16 protein-coding genes and 1 tRNA gene are annotated in these 15,786 nt (G+C 34.9%); 7 read left to right on the top strand and 10 right to left on the bottom strand.

All coding sequences use genetic code 11. The features are described from left to right. The first annotated feature begins 55 nt into the window (after positions 1 to 55). Positions 56 to 853, top strand: a complete 798-nt coding sequence (locus IP023_RS13180) for an HAEPLYID family protein (protein WP_241790859.1) — start codon at positions 56 to 58, stop codon at positions 851 to 853. A gap of 41 nt (positions 854 to 894) precedes the next feature. Here the strand turns inward: IP023_RS13180 and IP023_RS13175 are convergent, their stop codons facing one another. Next, the gene (locus IP023_RS13175; RefSeq protein WP_241790858.1) at positions 895 to 1,617 is read right to left on the bottom strand and encodes a 3-keto-disaccharide hydrolase; all 723 of its coding nucleotides are present in this window, start codon (positions 1,615 to 1,617) and stop codon (positions 895 to 897) included. A gap of 231 nt (positions 1,618 to 1,848) precedes the next feature. Here IP023_RS13175 and rocD point away from each other — a divergent pair, with 231 nt between their 5' ends. After that, positions 1,849 to 3,087 (top strand): ornithine--oxo-acid transaminase, encoded by a 1,239-nt coding sequence (gene rocD / locus IP023_RS13170; RefSeq protein WP_241790857.1) that lies wholly within the window; start codon positions 1,849 to 1,851, stop codon positions 3,085 to 3,087. 50 nt (positions 3,088 to 3,137) lie between these two features. Here the strand turns inward: rocD and IP023_RS13165 are convergent, their stop codons facing one another. Further along, positions 3,138 to 3,449 (bottom strand): ArsR/SmtB family transcription factor, encoded by a 312-nt coding sequence (locus tag IP023_RS13165; RefSeq protein WP_241790856.1) that lies wholly within the window; start codon positions 3,447 to 3,449, stop codon positions 3,138 to 3,140. A gap of 266 nt (positions 3,450 to 3,715) precedes the next feature. Between IP023_RS13165 and IP023_RS13160 the strand changes: the two genes are divergently transcribed. From IP023_RS13160 to IP023_RS13145, 4 genes are read left to right on the top strand one after another with little or no spacing between them, the layout of a single operon-like run. After that, positions 3,716 to 4,264: a YeeE/YedE family protein gene (locus IP023_RS13160; protein WP_241790855.1), complete on the top strand. Its 549-nt coding sequence runs from the start codon at positions 3,716 to 3,718 to the stop codon at positions 4,262 to 4,264. Beyond that, entirely contained in the window at positions 4,264 to 4,680 is a 417-nt protein-coding gene (locus IP023_RS13155) for a DUF6691 family protein (protein ID WP_241790854.1), read from the top strand. Before IP023_RS13160 ends, IP023_RS13155 begins: the two co-directional genes overlap by 1 nt. A gap of 1 nt (position 4,681) precedes the next feature. Next, complete coding sequence (locus IP023_RS13150; protein WP_241790853.1) at positions 4,682 to 5,473, top strand: sulfite exporter TauE/SafE family protein; 792 nt, start codon at positions 4,682 to 4,684, stop codon at positions 5,471 to 5,473. Between the two features lie 15 nt (positions 5,474 to 5,488). Continuing rightward, a complete protein-coding gene (locus IP023_RS13145; RefSeq protein WP_241790852.1) occupies positions 5,489 to 6,862 on the top strand; it encodes an MBL fold metallo-hydrolase in 1,374 nt (457 codons plus the stop codon). 80 nt (positions 6,863 to 6,942) lie between these two features. Here IP023_RS13145 and IP023_RS13140 read toward each other — a convergent pair whose 3' ends face one another. Beyond that, positions 6,943 to 7,914 (bottom strand): TQO small subunit DoxD, encoded by a 972-nt coding sequence (locus tag IP023_RS13140; protein ID WP_241790851.1) that lies wholly within the window; start codon positions 7,912 to 7,914, stop codon positions 6,943 to 6,945. A gap of 418 nt (positions 7,915 to 8,332) precedes the next feature. Beyond that, on the bottom strand, positions 8,333 to 8,956 hold the full coding sequence (locus tag IP023_RS13135; RefSeq protein ID WP_262914418.1) for an MCP four helix bundle domain-containing protein: 624 nt from the start codon (positions 8,954 to 8,956) through the stop codon (positions 8,333 to 8,335). A 343-nt stretch (positions 8,957 to 9,299) separates the two neighbouring features. Here IP023_RS13135 and IP023_RS13130 point away from each other — a divergent pair, with 343 nt between their 5' ends. Further along, the gene (locus tag IP023_RS13130; RefSeq protein ID WP_241790849.1) at positions 9,300 to 10,334 is read left to right on the top strand and encodes a zinc-dependent alcohol dehydrogenase family protein; all 1,035 of its coding nucleotides are present in this window, start codon (positions 9,300 to 9,302) and stop codon (positions 10,332 to 10,334) included. A 54-nt stretch (positions 10,335 to 10,388) separates the two neighbouring features. On the opposite strand, the gene IP023_RS13125 is transcribed toward IP023_RS13130, so the two are convergent. The 6 genes from IP023_RS13125 to xerD form a co-directional block, all read right to left on the bottom strand. Beyond that, a complete protein-coding gene (locus IP023_RS13125; RefSeq protein WP_241790848.1) occupies positions 10,389 to 10,580 on the bottom strand; it encodes a hypothetical protein in 192 nt (63 codons plus the stop codon). Between the two features lie 88 nt (positions 10,581 to 10,668). Continuing rightward, positions 10,669 to 10,740, bottom strand: a tRNA-Arg gene (locus IP023_RS13120). 93 nt (positions 10,741 to 10,833) lie between these two features. Further along, positions 10,834 to 11,433, bottom strand: a complete 600-nt coding sequence (locus IP023_RS13115; protein WP_241790847.1) for a hypothetical protein — start codon at positions 11,431 to 11,433, stop codon at positions 10,834 to 10,836. 11 nt (positions 11,434 to 11,444) lie between these two features. Then, complete coding sequence (locus tag IP023_RS13110; protein ID WP_241790846.1) at positions 11,445 to 13,724, bottom strand: TonB-dependent receptor; 2,280 nt, start codon at positions 13,722 to 13,724, stop codon at positions 11,445 to 11,447. Positions 13,725 to 13,794: 70 nt separating this feature from the next. Then, positions 13,795 to 14,121, bottom strand: a complete 327-nt coding sequence (locus tag IP023_RS13105) for a hypothetical protein (protein WP_241790845.1) — start codon at positions 14,119 to 14,121, stop codon at positions 13,795 to 13,797. 68 nt (positions 14,122 to 14,189) lie between these two features. Continuing rightward, the gene (xerD, locus tag IP023_RS13100) at positions 14,190 to 15,083 is read right to left on the bottom strand and encodes a site-specific tyrosine recombinase XerD (protein ID WP_241790844.1); all 894 of its coding nucleotides are present in this window, start codon (positions 15,081 to 15,083) and stop codon (positions 14,190 to 14,192) included. Positions 15,084 to 15,786 lie beyond the last annotated feature (703 nt).

Genomic DNA, 15,786 nt, shown 5'->3' with positions numbered 1-15,786 from the left:
GTTCCCGCTTCTTTCCCAATTTGAGCCTGAATTTTGTTGAAAATAATATTTCAACATGAAAAACATATATTCTCCCTTAGCAATCATTACTTTTCTACAGATTGCTATAAGCACCGCAGTCTTTGCACAAGAACCCGCTAAAGTAAAACATGCCGAACCTTTGTATTTAGACTTGATGCGTGACTTGGGAGCCCGTAAAGGGGAGGCCGAATTTAATGTCGGATACGGTATGACTGATCTCAAACGGGGTAAAGATCGCAATGCATTTATAGAGTATGAATTTGCTCCTATCAACCGATTGGGCTTAGAAATAGAAATCCCTGTCAATTTTTCTAGAAATGCAGTAGCGCATAGTACGGAAAATGTAGAAGGCATAAAATTTGGCGGACAATATACGTTGTTGGTCAATGAGAAACGTCAATTGTCTATGGCTGTAGGTTATATGCATGAGTTTGAATGGGCTCAAGTTAATCACAATAACGCCTATAAAGGTATGGTCTATGCGCCATTCTTTGTAGTTGCCAAAAATTTCAATGCCTTTAGTACTTTATTGTACGTATCTCCATATATCAGCCAAGATCGATTAGCTCAACGTACTGAAACAACATGGTCCATAAATGGTAATATCCACTATATGGTACCCAATACGAGCCATTTTATCGGACTAGAGAATAATATAGAACTATATCAAGGTAAGGTAAATTATGTACTTAGACCGCAGGTCAAAGTAGCTGTTTCGCATCAATTGGCAATAGGATTAGTAACGGGAGTGCCTATTTATTCGGAAACATTTAAGATGGACTTTATGACTCGTGTTATATGGGAACCTAATTTCAAGAAAAAGCATTCATAATCTAGATATGTGCATCATCATGAATGCTTAGTATACATATTTTAAATCTCTCTTATTTTTATATTGCGGAAAGAAACCCCATTGGCCCAGTCCTGAAGTGCGATTTTACCTTTGGTACGTAGCCCAAATTCAGGCTTATCTTTGAAGGATGAACGGGTAATGGCTTCTTTCCATTGAGGCGTTTTGAAGTCCATTTCAGCCGTTAGTATACCATTCAAATAAAACTTAATAACACCATTCTCTTGCAGGATTCGTGACCGATTCCATTCGCCTACTAACTTTGTGTTGGCTAAATTCTTTTGGGGCGTAAATGCATACAATGTACCTGCCTTTTTTAATGGTTTATCAAAATCAGGGTGTGAATCCTCTAATAGTTGATATTCTGGACCTGACATCCATGCTGTCGCTAAGGTGTCATGCTCAAAGACATTGATAAATACACCACTATTACCTTCTTTTGCCAATTTCCATTCAAATTGCAATTCATAGTTCTCGTAATCATTATTACTCACTAGGTCAGCACGCTTACCTGGTTCATCAGGATTAGCTTTTATAGCACCATCCTGTACGTACCAAGCACCCTTAAAAGAAGGATTGTTGTATAAGTGCCAGTTATTAAGGTCTTGACCATTAAATAGCAGTTCCCAACCTTCTGATTTTTCTGCCTCTGTGAGTGTATTGGGAGTTGTATTGCTAGAAGAACAACTGGATACAAACAGATAACTAGCACTAATAATTAATAGGGATATTTTTTTGGTTATCATATTTAGTTGATGTGTTTATAACTTAAAAATAATGATTTATCTCTATAAAATCTTATTTTTTATAGTTTTTGGATTCTAAACATCATTATTTTTACGCTATTTGCGGGAATTGCTTATGATTGGTTTTTATAAGCTACAGCTTTTCTTTATAGTTAATTTTTTGTAGATTAGGGCCTTGAATAAGTAGATCATTCAAAATCTAATCGTTTTTGAAAAATAAAATATAAATCCATGTCAAAATCAATATTAAGCTCAGCAGATGCTATTGCATTAGAAGATAAATACGGAGCTCATAATTATCATCCGCTACCTGTGGTCTTGGCCAAAGGTGAGGGGGTATATGTATGGGATGTAGAAGGGAAGAAATATTATGATTTTCTATCCGCTTATTCTGCTGTAAATCAAGGGCATTGTCATCCCAAGCTTGTGGAAGCGATTGCAAAACAAGCCGGTACTTTAGCATTGACATCACGTGCTTTTTATAATGATAAGTTGGGTTCTTTTGAAAAGAAAATTACAGCATTATTTGGATTCGATAAAGTTTTACCGATGAATTCAGGTGCTGAAGCCGTAGAAACAGCCTTGAAGCTGACACGAAAATGGGCGTACGAAGTAAAAGGTATCCAGGAGAATAAAGCTATAATTGTTGTTTGTGAGAACAATTTTCATGGACGTACAACTACTATTATTTCCTTTTCCAATGATGAAGATGCGCGTAGGCATTATGGCCCTTATACAGATGGGTTTGTACGTATACCATACAATGATTTGATCGCTTTAGAAGCTGTTTTAAAGAATGAAAATGTAGCAGGTTTTCTAGTGGAGCCTATTCAGGGGGAAGCTGGAGTGTATGTGCCTGAAGCAGGTTACTTAGCAAAAGCGAAAGCACTATGTGAAAGTAATAATGTTTTGTTTATAGCCGATGAAGTACAAACGGGGATTGCGCGTACAGGTAAGATGCTTGCCGTACAGCATGAAAATGTGCAACCTGATATACTGATATTAGGAAAGGCGCTATCTGGCGGTATGTATCCTATATCTGCTGTCCTTGCCAATGATGCTATCATGTCGGTTATCAAACCGGGGCAACATGGTTCTACATTTGGTGGTAATCCTATTGCGGCAGCGGTTGGGATTGCAGCTTTGGACATCGTACTGGATGAGAAACTGGCCGATAATGCTCAAGAATTAGGCGATTTATTTCGTGATGAATTAAATAAATATATAAGTAATTCGACGATCTGTTCCATGGTTCGTGGTAAAGGCTTACTCAATGCTATATTGATCAATGATACAGAAGATAGCGATACCGCCTGGAATATATGTTTGCGCTTGCGTGATAATGGCTTGTTGGCAAAGCCAACTCATGGCAATATTATTCGCTTTGCACCACCTTTAGTAATGAACAAAGAACAATTGTTAGCATGTGTTGGTATTATCACCAGTACATTAAAGGATTTTGAAAAATAATATAAATTAAAGGCTGATTAATAAAAAATCAGCCTTTTTTTATGTTCAAATTAGATCTCTTGTGCAAAAAATATAGCAAAATTGCCTCTTACCGTAATCCACATATCTGGGTCGATACTATAAATAACTGATTTACCCTCAATCTTTCCTTTTAATATACCAAAGGTTTTTAATTCCTTTAGATGTTGTGATACCGTGGCTTGAGCTAAGCCCAGTTCGTCAATAAGATCATTGCATATGCCTGTTTTATTAACCGCAATATATTGCAATATAGCGATGCGTGCGGGGTGTGCTAATAATTTAAACATAGCAGCCAATTTGTTTTGTTCTTCTGAAAATATTTCTGCTCGTGTAAGACCCATTTTTATTAATTATATAACATTGCAATATAACGATGTATTCGCAGCAAACAAAATTTAGTATAGTATAAATTATATAGGACAATATTAGCTCAGTAAATAATAAATATATCGCCAAAACAAGAGTCTGCTGATTATAACATCGATACATTGTAATATCACGATGTAACGATTTGTTTACGCTGCTTCTATTTTTTGATTATGTAACATTTGTGACCAAATACCATTTTTAATGTCAGTACTTTTGTCTTATTAATAGTTAATAAAATATGGAAATAATATATGGTACATGGCCTTGGTATGTAGGAGGTCCTCTTATAGCACTGATTATGCTAGCTTTGATCTGGTTGGGTCGATCATTTGGGTTTTCGTCCAATTTTAGAAATATATGCGCTGCATTGGGTGCCGGCAAAAGCTGTGAATTTTTTCGTTTTGATTGGAAATCCCAGTGGTGGAATTTACTTTTTTTAGTCGGCTCTATAATAGGTGGTTATGTAGCTTCACATTATTTGTCTGTTGACCAAATACCACCAATTAGTGAAACTACGATTATAGAGCTTCAGGCATTAGGATTTGAAAGTGCTGGCAAAGCCTATTCTCCAGTAGAACTTTTTGATGTATATTCTGTTAAGAATATCGTTCTCCTTCTAGTAGGTGGTTTATTTATAGGATTTGGAACACGCTATGCTGGCGGATGTACTTCGGGACATGCTATTTCTGGATTGAGCAATCTACAATGGCCTTCATTAATTGCTGTAATAGGCTTTTTTATAGGAGGATTGATTATGGTTTTTGTTTTGTTTCCTTTAATTTTTTAATGATGAAAAGAGTAATATTTATACTGTTGGGTGTGCTATTTGGTATTGTAATGTATAAGGCAGAGGCAGCATCGTGGTTTAGAATTTATGAAATGTTCAAGTTTCAATCTTTCCATATGTACGGGTTTATTGGTTCGGCTCTTGTAGTGGGAGTGATAGGTATTCAGTTGTTCAAAAGGTTCGGTACGAAGACTATTGAAGGGGGGGATCTTGAACTGAAACCCAAAGATAAAACAGTACCTCGTTATCTGATCGGTGGTATTTTCTTTGGCCTTGGTTGGGCGCTAGTGGGTGCTTGTCCTGGTCCTTTATTTGTATTGTTGGGTACAGGATTGTTTTCAATAGGTATTGTTATTATTGGAGCCCTTATAGGTACTTATATTTACGGTGTTGTACGTTCCAAATTGCCTCATTAATATGTATGTCGTAGGTCTGTTGTTAGCTATTTTCGTAGGTATAACACTAGGTATGATTGGGAGTGGAGGTTCTATAATGACGGTTCCTATTCTCGTGTATGTATTGGGTATTAACCCTGTTTTGGCGACAACTTATTCTTTGTTGATTATCGGAACGACCTCTCTAGTAGGTGCTGTAAGTGCTTTGCAACATAAGACGATAGATTTTAATAAAGTAATATATTTTGGTTTGCCTTCCATGCTTACGGTATTTCTAGTAAGATCATATATATTACCCTTAGTGCCTGATGAATTCTTGATTTGGGGATATGCTATTCATCAAGAAAATGTCTTGATGGTGATATTTGCTATCATTATGTTGTATTCTGCTGTTTCGATGATACAAGGCAAAAGGATAGATATTTTTCCAAATATCGATAAAGGTAATGTGTTTTATATTGTTATTCAGGGTATTATGGTTGGGACGGTAACCGGTGTTGTTGGAGCAGGTGGTGGATTCTTAATTATTCCTGTGTTGATTAATAGCTTTGGATTAACCATCAAAAGAGCGGTTAGTACATCACTAGTTTTGATTACTATAAATTCTTTGATTGGTATTATTGGAGATATAGATCGTTTAAATCAATTTGATTGGAAATTGATTATAAGCTATATTTTACTTTCCATAATAGGTCTATTTATAGGCTTTAGGTTAAGTAACCGAATTGATAATTCCGTTTTGAAAAGGGGTTTTGGTATTGTTGTTTTCGTATTGAGTATTTTTATACTGATTCAAGAGTTGTTTGTTAAATAGATTTAAAGAAGTAATATGTTTTTTGAACAAATTTATGATAAGACATTAGCGCAAGCTAGTTATTTGGTAGGCTGTCAGGCGACGCAAGAAGCTATAGTAATTGATCCCAAACGTGATATTGATACTTATTTAGCTATTGCGGTAGCTAATAATTTGAATATTACGCATGTTGTTGAAACACATATTCATGCAGATTTTTTATCAGGATCACGCGAATTAGCAACAGCAACAGCTGCAAGATTGTATCTTTCTGATGAAGGTGGAGTAGATTGGCAATATGAATTTCCACATATAGGTCTAAAGGATGGTGATGTAATAACTGTAGGTAATTTATTGTTCACTGTATTGCATACTCCAGGACATACACCCGAAAGTATATCTTTACTGTTAGTAGATCAACCCGCAGCAAAAGAGCCTGTTATGTTGTTTACTGGGGATTTTGTATTTGTAGGTGATGTTGGTAGACCAGATTTATTGGAAGAGGCCGCGGGTGTTGTGGGGTCTTCTTCCGTAGGTGCAGCGCAATTGTTTCATAGCTTGGCTAAGTTCAAAGCACTACCTGATTATGTGCAAATATGGCCGGGGCATGGTGCTGGTTCTGCATGTGGTAAAGCATTAGGCGCTGTTCCTAGCTCTACGGTTGGCTATGAGAAAATACGCAATTGGGCTTTGCAATTTGGGGATGACTTTGAGGGATTTAAAAAAGAGCTTTTGAGTGATCAACCCGAAGCACCTCATTATTTTGCTATGATGAAGAAATTGAATAAGGAGGATCGCCCATTATTGGTTTCTGTGCCAGATTACCCGATTATTGACCTCAAGTCCTTATCGTCAGATACAATAATTGTAGATACAAGATCTAAAGTTGATTTTGCAAATGGCCATATTGAGGGGGCCATTAATATACAGAATAATAATAGCTTCGCCAATTGGGCGGGGTGGATGCTACCTTATGATAAGCCTTTGGTTTTTGTTATCGATCAAGGTCAGCAAGAGTTAGTTACGCGTAAGTTGATGCGTATTGGTTTAGATAATATAGCAGGTTTTATTGCTACTACTGAAGGACATGATCTAACGCAAACGACGATTATCGATGCTGATGCAGTAGATATACTGAAAGATCAAGAAAATGTTGTGTTGTTGGATGTTCGCAATATCAAAGAATTTAAAGCTGGACATATTGATGGTGCTCAACACTATTTTGTGGGCAGAATGGCCAAAGCACTTCCCGATATTACGAAAGATAAAACAATAATCATACAATGTCAATCCGGTGACCGTGCTACGATTGCTAGTTCTTTTTTAATGAAACAAGGTTTTCAAAATATCCTAAATTACAGTGGTAGTATGATAGACTGGATTAAAAAAGGTAAGAAAGTAGTCCATTAATTATTATTTCAATAAGATTATTGCAGATTAGTATAATATATAACGATAAAAGGGGAAAACTTAATTTTCCCCTTTTATCGTTATATGATTTTAGTAGACCATTCAGCTCCACTTATGTCGATTAGTACTATTTCATTTATGTGGTTTTTTATTTCTTTAGGTACAGAAAGTGTTAATGTTGCTTTGGCACCCAACGGAATAAGCATACTGTGTTTGTCTGCTTTTACTTTAGTTACATAATAATTCTTTATGTGTTGTGGGTTAAAATTAGCTAAATCTTGCTGATCTAAGCTTTGAATTATTTCCCCATTATGGGATTTAAATAGAATTTTTATGAGAAATGAGCCATAAACATCTGCTCCTTCCGTTCTATAAATATCCAAACCTATTTTGTTTGTATCGTTGAAGGTTGCCTTTAACTCCAACTTTGGTTTTACTGATTTATTATGAAGTGTGCCGATTACACCACCATGGAATACTTGATTTGTATATAATGCTATTCCTAGCGCAAATAAACTTATCATTAGGATGTATCTGCTGGAGGTTGGTATTAGTAATTTATCGAATGGTATAAGTATATTTTTTTTAGTAAACCAATAATCGAAAGCATATTTACCACCTCCTGTGAATAGTATAGCTATACCACCACCGATACCTAAAATCCCTATTTGCCACTCATCTAAACAAGTAGTGCCAAGCCATCCTGCACCTAATAGAATGCCCGTAGCTAAGAATATGACACCAATACTCATGAAACGAGTCCAGATGCCCAATAATAAACAGAAACCTACTATAGCCTCAACTATAGTAAAAATAACCATATTGTACCATAATAATTCAGGGTTGCTGACCAGGTATTCGATAATGGGCTTTATAAATAATGCATGGGGTAAAAAATGGTTAAATTTTTCACCAATATAACCGACCTCATCTTGTATGAGTTTGTTGTCTAATATTAATCTTCTCCAAAAAGCGGAAAAATACGTCCATCCAATGATAAGGCGCAGGGCTAAAGTAAATTGCCCTGACCAATAAAATAATTTTTGATTCATGCTATAAATAAAATTGTTAATTAATTAATGTAATGTCGTTGAGATATTTATAACTATGAATTTTTAGTGACTGATAGAGTATATATTTTGGAGGGGAATTATTATGAATTTGATTCGGGCAATTGCTTAGGTATCGAGTTTTACCTTTTAATACGTTATTACTAAATAGTATTCTATTATGATTTATCTTATTTTCATATTGTTTAACACTATTTTGTGTGATGCATGTAACTTGTGTTGTTTGGCACTTATTATATTTATTACTTATCAGGTGGAGCTTATACGTACTATTTATTTCCGCCAAGGAAAGTAAGTGTTTTTTTATAACACAAGGATTTATAAGTATAGTGATAATTGCTATACTTAAAAGGATAAAACGTTTGATACGGATATAGATTTCCAATGGCTTTAGCAGTTATTAATTCAAACGGTGATTGGAAGTTTGTTCTTTCTTTGTGATGACCGCTTTCGATGATAGTACTAATATCTGTATGAGAATGGATATTATAATCAAAATAACGATCTCTATATAAGATAATATATTACTCGTATTCGTCATACTTAGTACTTCATCTAATTTACTTTTCCCTTCTTCCACTTGTATTGACGATAATGTATCTAATATATGATCAGCTTTTTTAGCAGATTCTAACGCTTTTGTGATATTATTAGCATTATTATATGTTTTAATATCTAGACACAAAACTTTAAATGCGGAGAAATTACGCTGTTCCGTTTCGGTAAGAATAGTTTTATCGTAGAGTTGATTAAGGCGATCAATTTGATCCAATTGTATATCTATTGCTTTGATAGTGCTGTTAGAGCTAGATTCATGCAACAAGGTAAGTATAGCGTCTGTATGATTAGATAATTGTAATATATAATTGCCGACGACAATCCTATCTTCATAGAGGGATGTAACCGCTTTATTTATATGTGTCACCATACGCTGCTCTTGTAGATTAGTAAGCATAACTAAACAGAGAACGGTGAATAATAATAAAGCCGCAGTAATTTTGTTCTTAATCGTGAATGCCCACATGCTATGCAATTAGAAATTTTAGATTTAATCTAACAATATAAGAAATTTAAACTTATTCTCTAAAAGCTTAGCGCGCACTTTTTAAAATTATTTATTGTTACCTAATATTTCACTCCAAAGTTATTGTGGCTAAATTACTATGTATAGACTGTATATTGGTAGAAATGAATAGGGATAAACCAGAAATTATAACTTAGTTTAGTTAGTAACCTATAGTTTTTATAATCAGTTAAAAATGTGATTGCTGTAATTTTTTAGACATCTTATTGTCCTTATATTTCTATAAATAAAACAAAGGATAATATTTTACGTTTTATAGATAACATTATAAATTTTAAAAATTATGAAAGCATTAGTATATCGTGGAGATCACAAAATTGGATTAGAAGATAAACCAAAACCTCAGGTTTTAAAGCCTACAGATGCTATTATCAAAATTGTGAAAACTACAATTTGTGGTACTGATCTTGGTATTTATAAAGGAAAGAACCTTTACATGAAAGAAGGTACAATATTGGGTCATGAAGGCGTAGGAATTGTAGATGAGATAGGAGCAAGTGTATCCCAATTTAAGGTTGGTGACAAGGTTATTATTTCTTGTATTACTTCTTGTGGCTCTTGTGAATATTGTAAAAAGCAATTGTATGCCCATTGTAAAGATGGTGGCTGGATTCTAGGACATATGATCGATGGAACACAGGCTGAATACGTTCGTATCCCATACGCTGATAATAGCCTCTACAAGATACCTTCTACAATAGAAGATGATGTCGCCGTAATGATTAGTGATATTCTACCAACAGGACATGAGATTGGTGTGCAGTATGGCAATGTAAAACCTGGAGATGCAATAGCCATCGTTGGAGCAGGGCCTGTCGGTATGTCTGTGTTGCTGACGGCACAGTTTTATTCTCCTTCTATTATTGTGGTCATAGATCTAGATGATAATAGATTAGAAATGGCTAGGCAACTTGGGGCTACACATACGATAAATTCTGCCGCAAACGTCAAAGAAGAATTAGCGAAGATCGTAGGATCTGAGGGAGTAGATGTCGCTATTGAAGCTGTAGGGATACCACAAACATGGAATATATGTCAGCAAATAGTGAAGCCTGGTGGACATATTGCTAATGTAGGTGTGCATGGGCAAAAGGTGGATTTTGAAATTCAAGATTTGTGGATTAAAAATCTAACTATTACGACCGGATTAGTGAACACCAATACCACGCCAATGTTACTAAAAGCTGTAGCATCAAACAAATTGCCTCTAAAAAAGCTTGTTACACATCATTTTAAACTAGAGGAAGTAGAAAAAGCTTACGAGGTATTTTTAAATGCTTCTAAAGAAAAAGCAATGAAAGTCATCATTAACGCTTAACAATAAATATCAAATAAAGGTTCAAACAACAATTCGTTTGAACCTTTATTTGTATTAAAGGGATGATTTTTTGTTATCAGCTTTTGAAACCGCTGCTATTGGAAATTTTGTAATGGACATCCCTTTGGAACGCGGCATAAAAAAAGAACAGGTAACATCTGTACCTTCGATTTTCAGTACCTTTCCAATTACTTTATTACGTTTTACGGTAATTAATACCTCATCACCAATGTTGATGTCTGCCATATCATTTTTTTTCAAAGATAACGAGATTAAAATAAGAATACCTGTATCTAATTTGTATAGATACAGGTATTTTTATTTTAGCTAATAGCGCCCGCGACGGGGGTCGAACCCATATCGTCAGAACCGGAATCTGATATTCTATCCATTGAACTACGCAGGCTGTTTGGCAAAAATATAACTTATTTGCATATTTTACACTTATTTTTTACTTGCGTAGTACTTTTTTATTTAAAATATAGATTTCGAGGCGTTATTAGTGACCGTGTCCTTCTTCAGTGAAGTGTGCTTCAAATTTTAAATCCAAATCATTAGCTCCTGTAAATTGCGTATAGTTGCTATTATTCCAATCTGCAGCAGTTATTCTCGCTTTAACACCAGGATTGAGATGACGCATGATATAGCGTAGTGCGAATGCATCCGTTTCCGCTAATATAGTGATATAAGCAGTTACACCTACTTGATCATCAGCATATACAAAATCCATACTGTTGGCAGGAGCGTTCAATAGGAAAGCTTGGTGCGTATCTGCGCGTTGGATGAAAGTCTGTTGCGACGGTCTATTGGCGAAATCTAATGTAATAAGTTCCATTTTGTAAGTTTCACCAACATGTAGGTGTATATGAGCACCAACAGGAGGCAATAATGGATTGCCAGAAAATTCTAATTTCTGTGCTTCTTCACCTTGTATGGGAGCGTAACTAATACTGCCGTTGTCATTAATTTTTTGTACAGGCGTAAAGGTCAGCGAAGCCCTTCCTAACTCTTCCTGATCAACTTCTGGCGTAGGATCATTTTTTGAACACGACGTTAATGTAGCAATAGCAATAAATAAAGTGAAAAGGTATTTGTTCATGATATGTAATTTTAAAATGTATAATTAATTTTTAGTGAAATATTTCTGCCAAGTGCATGAGCATAATAGCGGAAACGATCCATATAATCTTTGTATTCTGTATTAAAAAGGTTATTTACCGTTAGGTGAATACCCGTTATTCTATTCGTTTTACTTTTGATGTAAGTTCCTGCAGCCATATTAAATAAGGTGTATGCTGACGGAGGAGCCGTGAAATCGGTTCCTTCCGTATAACGTCTTTGCTTATCCTGAAATACCTGCTCTATTTTGACATATGAATCTGATAATTTACGAATCGGCAAGCTGTAGCGAATAGCTTGGCGATAGCTATCCGAAGGGATATAAGGCAAGTATTCATCAGTACTGGTATTTTTGGCACGTACAATAGCTACACCAAGTTCGTACTTCCAATCCTGCGTCAAATTAATATCCATACCATAATCTAGGCCATAGAATAAAGCATTGGCTTGTGTATATTCAAATAAAGGGAATGTACCACGTATAGTCTGACGCGTAGAATCTGGGTTTGGCTCACTATAAATATAATCTGCTATCACCTGCGTGAAAATATCTAAATGAGCATTTATAGATTGATTATTAAATAGTAATGAATTAACCCATTTAAGCCCCTTTTCACTCTTCAATGCTTTATTGCCAATTTCATACGTTCCTGTACCATGATGAATTCCATCACTATAGAGTTCATTTGCAGAAGGAGCGCGCCAAGCTAAACCCATATTGGTTTTCCATGAGAAATTGCTGTTAATAGGAAAGGATAATCCTGCAATACCCGAAATATTATTGAAATGCTTTTGATCTTTCAGCAAATACTGATTGATGGAGCCATCATTATTAGGATTGTTGTAATCATAACGGTAGCCTGCGACGTCAAAATATTTGTAATCATAGCGGATCCCCAATTCTACTAATTTCTTTCCTAACGGAATTTTTTGACTTACAAAAGCACCTAATGTATGATTGTCAAAATTTGGGATGAATGGGGTAGAGCCTGTCCCTGGAGTATTGTTGTTCACCTGCAATGTTCCCGAAATACCCACCATTGTATTCAATCGCTTATATATCAACTCGAGCTGTTGTGTTGATAGAATGATATCGGCCATAGGCACGTTGTCTTCTAAAACTCTTCTTAAGTCAAATTCTTTGCGATGATTGCGCTGGAAGCTATATTGTGCTTCTAGCTTCGAATCCTCATTTATTTTATATTGGTAACGCAATTTTGCTAATTGATGCGTTACTTCCTGTTTTGGGGCATTGATATCATAGGAGAAATCATAGGTTTCAAAAGGTCTGCCATGGGCTATACGGCTCAATATATCTTCCTTTGAACCTATATGAGCACCTTCGAAGATCCCTAATGTCGTGCTGAAATGGCTTAAAGAGAATTGGAAGTCACTTTTTTTCCATTTGTATTCTGTCAGCAAATTTAGATTAAGTTCTTCAGTACCGGTATTACCCAAGTAATAATTGGCAGTTTTTAGATTCCCTGATTTCTTGCCTGTAACACCGAATCGGTAAGCAAAATTTTCAATATTACCTTCCAATTGTGTATTAAGTACAGCACCTTTGCCATTAGCGTTCAATACTAAGGCAGTATTACTTAAGGCCTTCCTAGATTTGTCGATAGCGGTAGGGTTTATTTGAATGATACCTGCTAAAGCATCAGGCCCATATCTTACGGCATCGGCATTTTTTACGACAACAATATCTTGACCAGCAAAAGGATCTATTTCTGGTGCATGATCCGAACCCCATTGCTGGCTTTCATGACGAACACCATTATTCAATAATATTAATCTATTACCAAACAACCCGTTCAATACTGGTTTAGATATATTACCTCCTGTTTTCAAGATACTTACGCCGTCTATATTAGCAAGTACTTCAGAAAGGTTATTCCCTTGACTTAACTTTATTTTTTCATTACTAATTCTATAGCCACTTTGCGAATTTTTATTTACCGCAACAGATTGGACACCTACCGCTTCTAATTCCACAGATTTTTTATCCATAAAAATGGTAATAACAGTATCCTTCTGGATCGTGAAACTATGGTGCTGACCCTTAAAAGCAATGTGTGATAGGTATAGATTAATAGTGCCATCACAAAGATTATGAATTGTAAATTCGCCTTGATGATTGGATAATACGGTTTGCTGATTCGCCACTTTGATCTGTGCGTGAGCTACAGACTGATTACTTTCAGCCTCCATAACTTTACCTTTAACACGCCATTGACAGCCTTTTTCTTGTGCCATAGCAATTATGCTCATAGCACACGAAAAAAGAATCATAATGATTTTCTTCATTTGTTATATTTCAATGTATTTAATAGTAGTTGACCTAAGAAATAATTGAAATAGGGGGACCTCTGTTGGTAGGAGAAAGTATATTTGTATTGTACCAAAAAATAGATCTATCATCATCATATATTCGATAATATTCTATTTCTACAGCAGCATAATCAATTGTTGGCAGCTGATCGATGGCAAAAGGAACATGTATATTTAGGCAAATAACACATTCGTCCTCGCTGCTATGTTGATGATCACCTTGTTCAAGAGCAATTTTTTCATGCAGGTGATTATGTTGGTGAAAAGGAAGTGTACCTATTACCCACAAGTAGATAATAAGCCATAGATAGTTATATGTGTACAATTTCCTTAACATAACGGTGCAAAGATAAGTTAAATGCAGTTATGTTGCAAATTAAAATACACTTTGTTGCATTTACCTTGTTAAGAGCGTGGATGGTACTGTGTAATAATAGATTGTAGATAATCTTTGTCCACATGGGTATATATTTCTGTTGTCGTAATGCTCTCATGCCCCAGCATATCTTGAATAGCACGTAGATCAGCTCCTCCTTCCACTAAATGGGAGGCAAAACTATGTCTAAATGTATGTGGACTTATTGATTTTTGTAAACCAGTTTTATGTGCTAAATCTTTGATGATAATAAATATCATCACACGCGATAAAGGGGCTCCTCGTCGATTGAGAAATACAAAATCCTCAGCACCTGATTTTATAGCTTGTTGGGGACGAATTTCATTGAGGTATATTTTCAAATATTTAATAGCTTGTTTTCCTATCGGTATAAGACGCTCTTTGTTGCCTTTTCCTTCTACTTTTATAAATTCTACTTCAAGGAATAGATTCGATATTTTTAAATTTATCAATTCGGATACACGCAGCCCACATCCATATAAAACTTCTAAAATAGCTTTATTTCGCATTCCTTCCGTTGAAGATAAATCTATGGATTCTATTAATTTATCTATTTCTATGACAGACAAGGTGTCGGGAATTTTCCGTGTCAAACGTGGGGTTTCAATTAGTTCTGCCGGATTATGGCCTACATTGTATTCTAGTTGCAAAAAATTGAAAAATGCTTTTAATGCAGAAATTAAACGAGCTTGTGTAAACGGTGAGATAGAAAAACTATTCATCCAAATTAGAAAATCTTGCAGGTGCTGTGCTGTTAGCCCCTCTAATGGAAGATCATGATCTTCACAAAAAACATGAATTTTATGGACATCATTCAGATAAGCTAGAATAGAATTCTTAGAGAGATTTCGTTCAAACTCTAAATATCTTTTATAATCTTTTAATAGAACTGACCAATCCATGCTTTTTTGTATATAAAGGTATTTTAACCTTATTTTTATTGAACGTTAAAAACCTATTTTGCACCTGCTTTTACGGCTGATATTTAAACATCATTTACAGTAGTAAATGCAGTTGCTAGCATAAATATGGTGCAAAATAATAGCCTGTTTTTTATCTTTAGAGAGCAAGAAGTATATACAAAGCTAACTATATATTCTCATAAATGGGAAATTGAATAACCATTTGTGCTGATGTAAAAGTATGAAATTAAAGAATGGTTTTATGTATTGTAGCCGAAAAATGTCCATTTCAATAAATCTCATGTGATCTTCATAGTATACTACAGAAAAACAACCATGGTGTCAAAGGATAAATGGAATAATCTACTATAGTGTATTTATATGTCGCGACATCATAAGGTATATTTTGTCTTGTGCTTTACACCTTTTGTGTGCTTATTTTTAATATAATAGATACTGCTCATGTATTTTATAATACCTGTTAAAATTTCTTCCAATAGGTCTTTACTTTTTTTATCGCATTACAATATCTTTAATTCTGCAAGGTCATCAAATAGCTAGCTAAGACTTTCTGCTATCTTTGATTGTATGATCTAAAAAAAGGAAGACAATTTTACTTCTAATATATAATTATATATGCTTATCTTAACCATCAATTATATAGTGTCGCTCTTGTGACAGTGTTATTTAGTTTATATACAGC

The sequence above is a fragment of the Sphingobacterium rhinopitheci genome (assembly GCF_022627575.1).
GTDB classification, from domain to species: domain Bacteria; phylum Bacteroidota; class Bacteroidia; order Sphingobacteriales; family Sphingobacteriaceae; genus Sphingobacterium; species Sphingobacterium rhinopitheci.
The sequence above is the reverse complement of the archived record's forward strand: the minus strand, read 5'-3'. Positions and strand labels throughout refer to the sequence as shown.

What these genes read in the sequence shown, in the direction of transcription:
- IP023_RS13180 (WP_241790859.1), top strand. Translation starts at nt 56, where the DNA reads ATGAAAAACATATATTCTCCCTTAGCAATCATTACTTTTCTACAGATT.
- IP023_RS13175 (WP_241790858.1), bottom strand. Translation starts at nt 1,617, where the DNA reads ATGATAACCAAAAAAATATCCCTATTAATTATTAGTGCTAGTTATCTG.
- rocD (WP_241790857.1), top strand. Translation starts at nt 1,849, where the DNA reads ATGTCAAAATCAATATTAAGCTCAGCAGATGCTATTGCATTAGAAGAT.
- IP023_RS13165 (WP_241790856.1), bottom strand. Translation starts at nt 3,449, where the DNA reads ATGGGTCTTACACGAGCAGAAATATTTTCAGAAGAACAAAACAAATTG.
- IP023_RS13160 (WP_241790855.1), top strand. Translation starts at nt 3,716, where the DNA reads ATGGAAATAATATATGGTACATGGCCTTGGTATGTAGGAGGTCCTCTT.
- IP023_RS13155 (WP_241790854.1), top strand. Translation starts at nt 4,264, where the DNA reads ATGATGAAAAGAGTAATATTTATACTGTTGGGTGTGCTATTTGGTATT.
- IP023_RS13150 (WP_241790853.1), top strand. Translation starts at nt 4,682, where the DNA reads ATGTATGTCGTAGGTCTGTTGTTAGCTATTTTCGTAGGTATAACACTA.
- IP023_RS13145 (WP_241790852.1), top strand. Translation starts at nt 5,489, where the DNA reads ATGTTTTTTGAACAAATTTATGATAAGACATTAGCGCAAGCTAGTTAT.
- IP023_RS13140 (WP_241790851.1), bottom strand. Translation starts at nt 7,914, where the DNA reads ATGAATCAAAAATTATTTTATTGGTCAGGGCAATTTACTTTAGCCCTG.
- IP023_RS13135 (WP_262914418.1), bottom strand. Translation starts at nt 8,956, where the DNA reads ATGTGGGCATTCACGATTAAGAACAAAATTACTGCGGCTTTATTATTA.
- IP023_RS13130 (WP_241790849.1), top strand. Translation starts at nt 9,300, where the DNA reads ATGAAAGCATTAGTATATCGTGGAGATCACAAAATTGGATTAGAAGAT.
- IP023_RS13125 (WP_241790848.1), bottom strand. Translation starts at nt 10,580, where the DNA reads ATGGCAGACATCAACATTGGTGATGAGGTATTAATTACCGTAAAACGT.
- IP023_RS13115 (WP_241790847.1), bottom strand. Translation starts at nt 11,433, where the DNA reads ATGAACAAATACCTTTTCACTTTATTTATTGCTATTGCTACATTAACG.
- IP023_RS13110 (WP_241790846.1), bottom strand. Translation starts at nt 13,724, where the DNA reads ATGAGCATAATTGCTATGGCACAAGAAAAAGGCTGTCAATGGCGTGTT.
- IP023_RS13105 (WP_241790845.1), bottom strand. Translation starts at nt 14,121, where the DNA reads ATGTTAAGGAAATTGTACACATATAACTATCTATGGCTTATTATCTAC.
- xerD (WP_241790844.1), bottom strand. Translation starts at nt 15,083, where the DNA reads ATGGATTGGTCAGTTCTATTAAAAGATTATAAAAGATATTTAGAGTTT.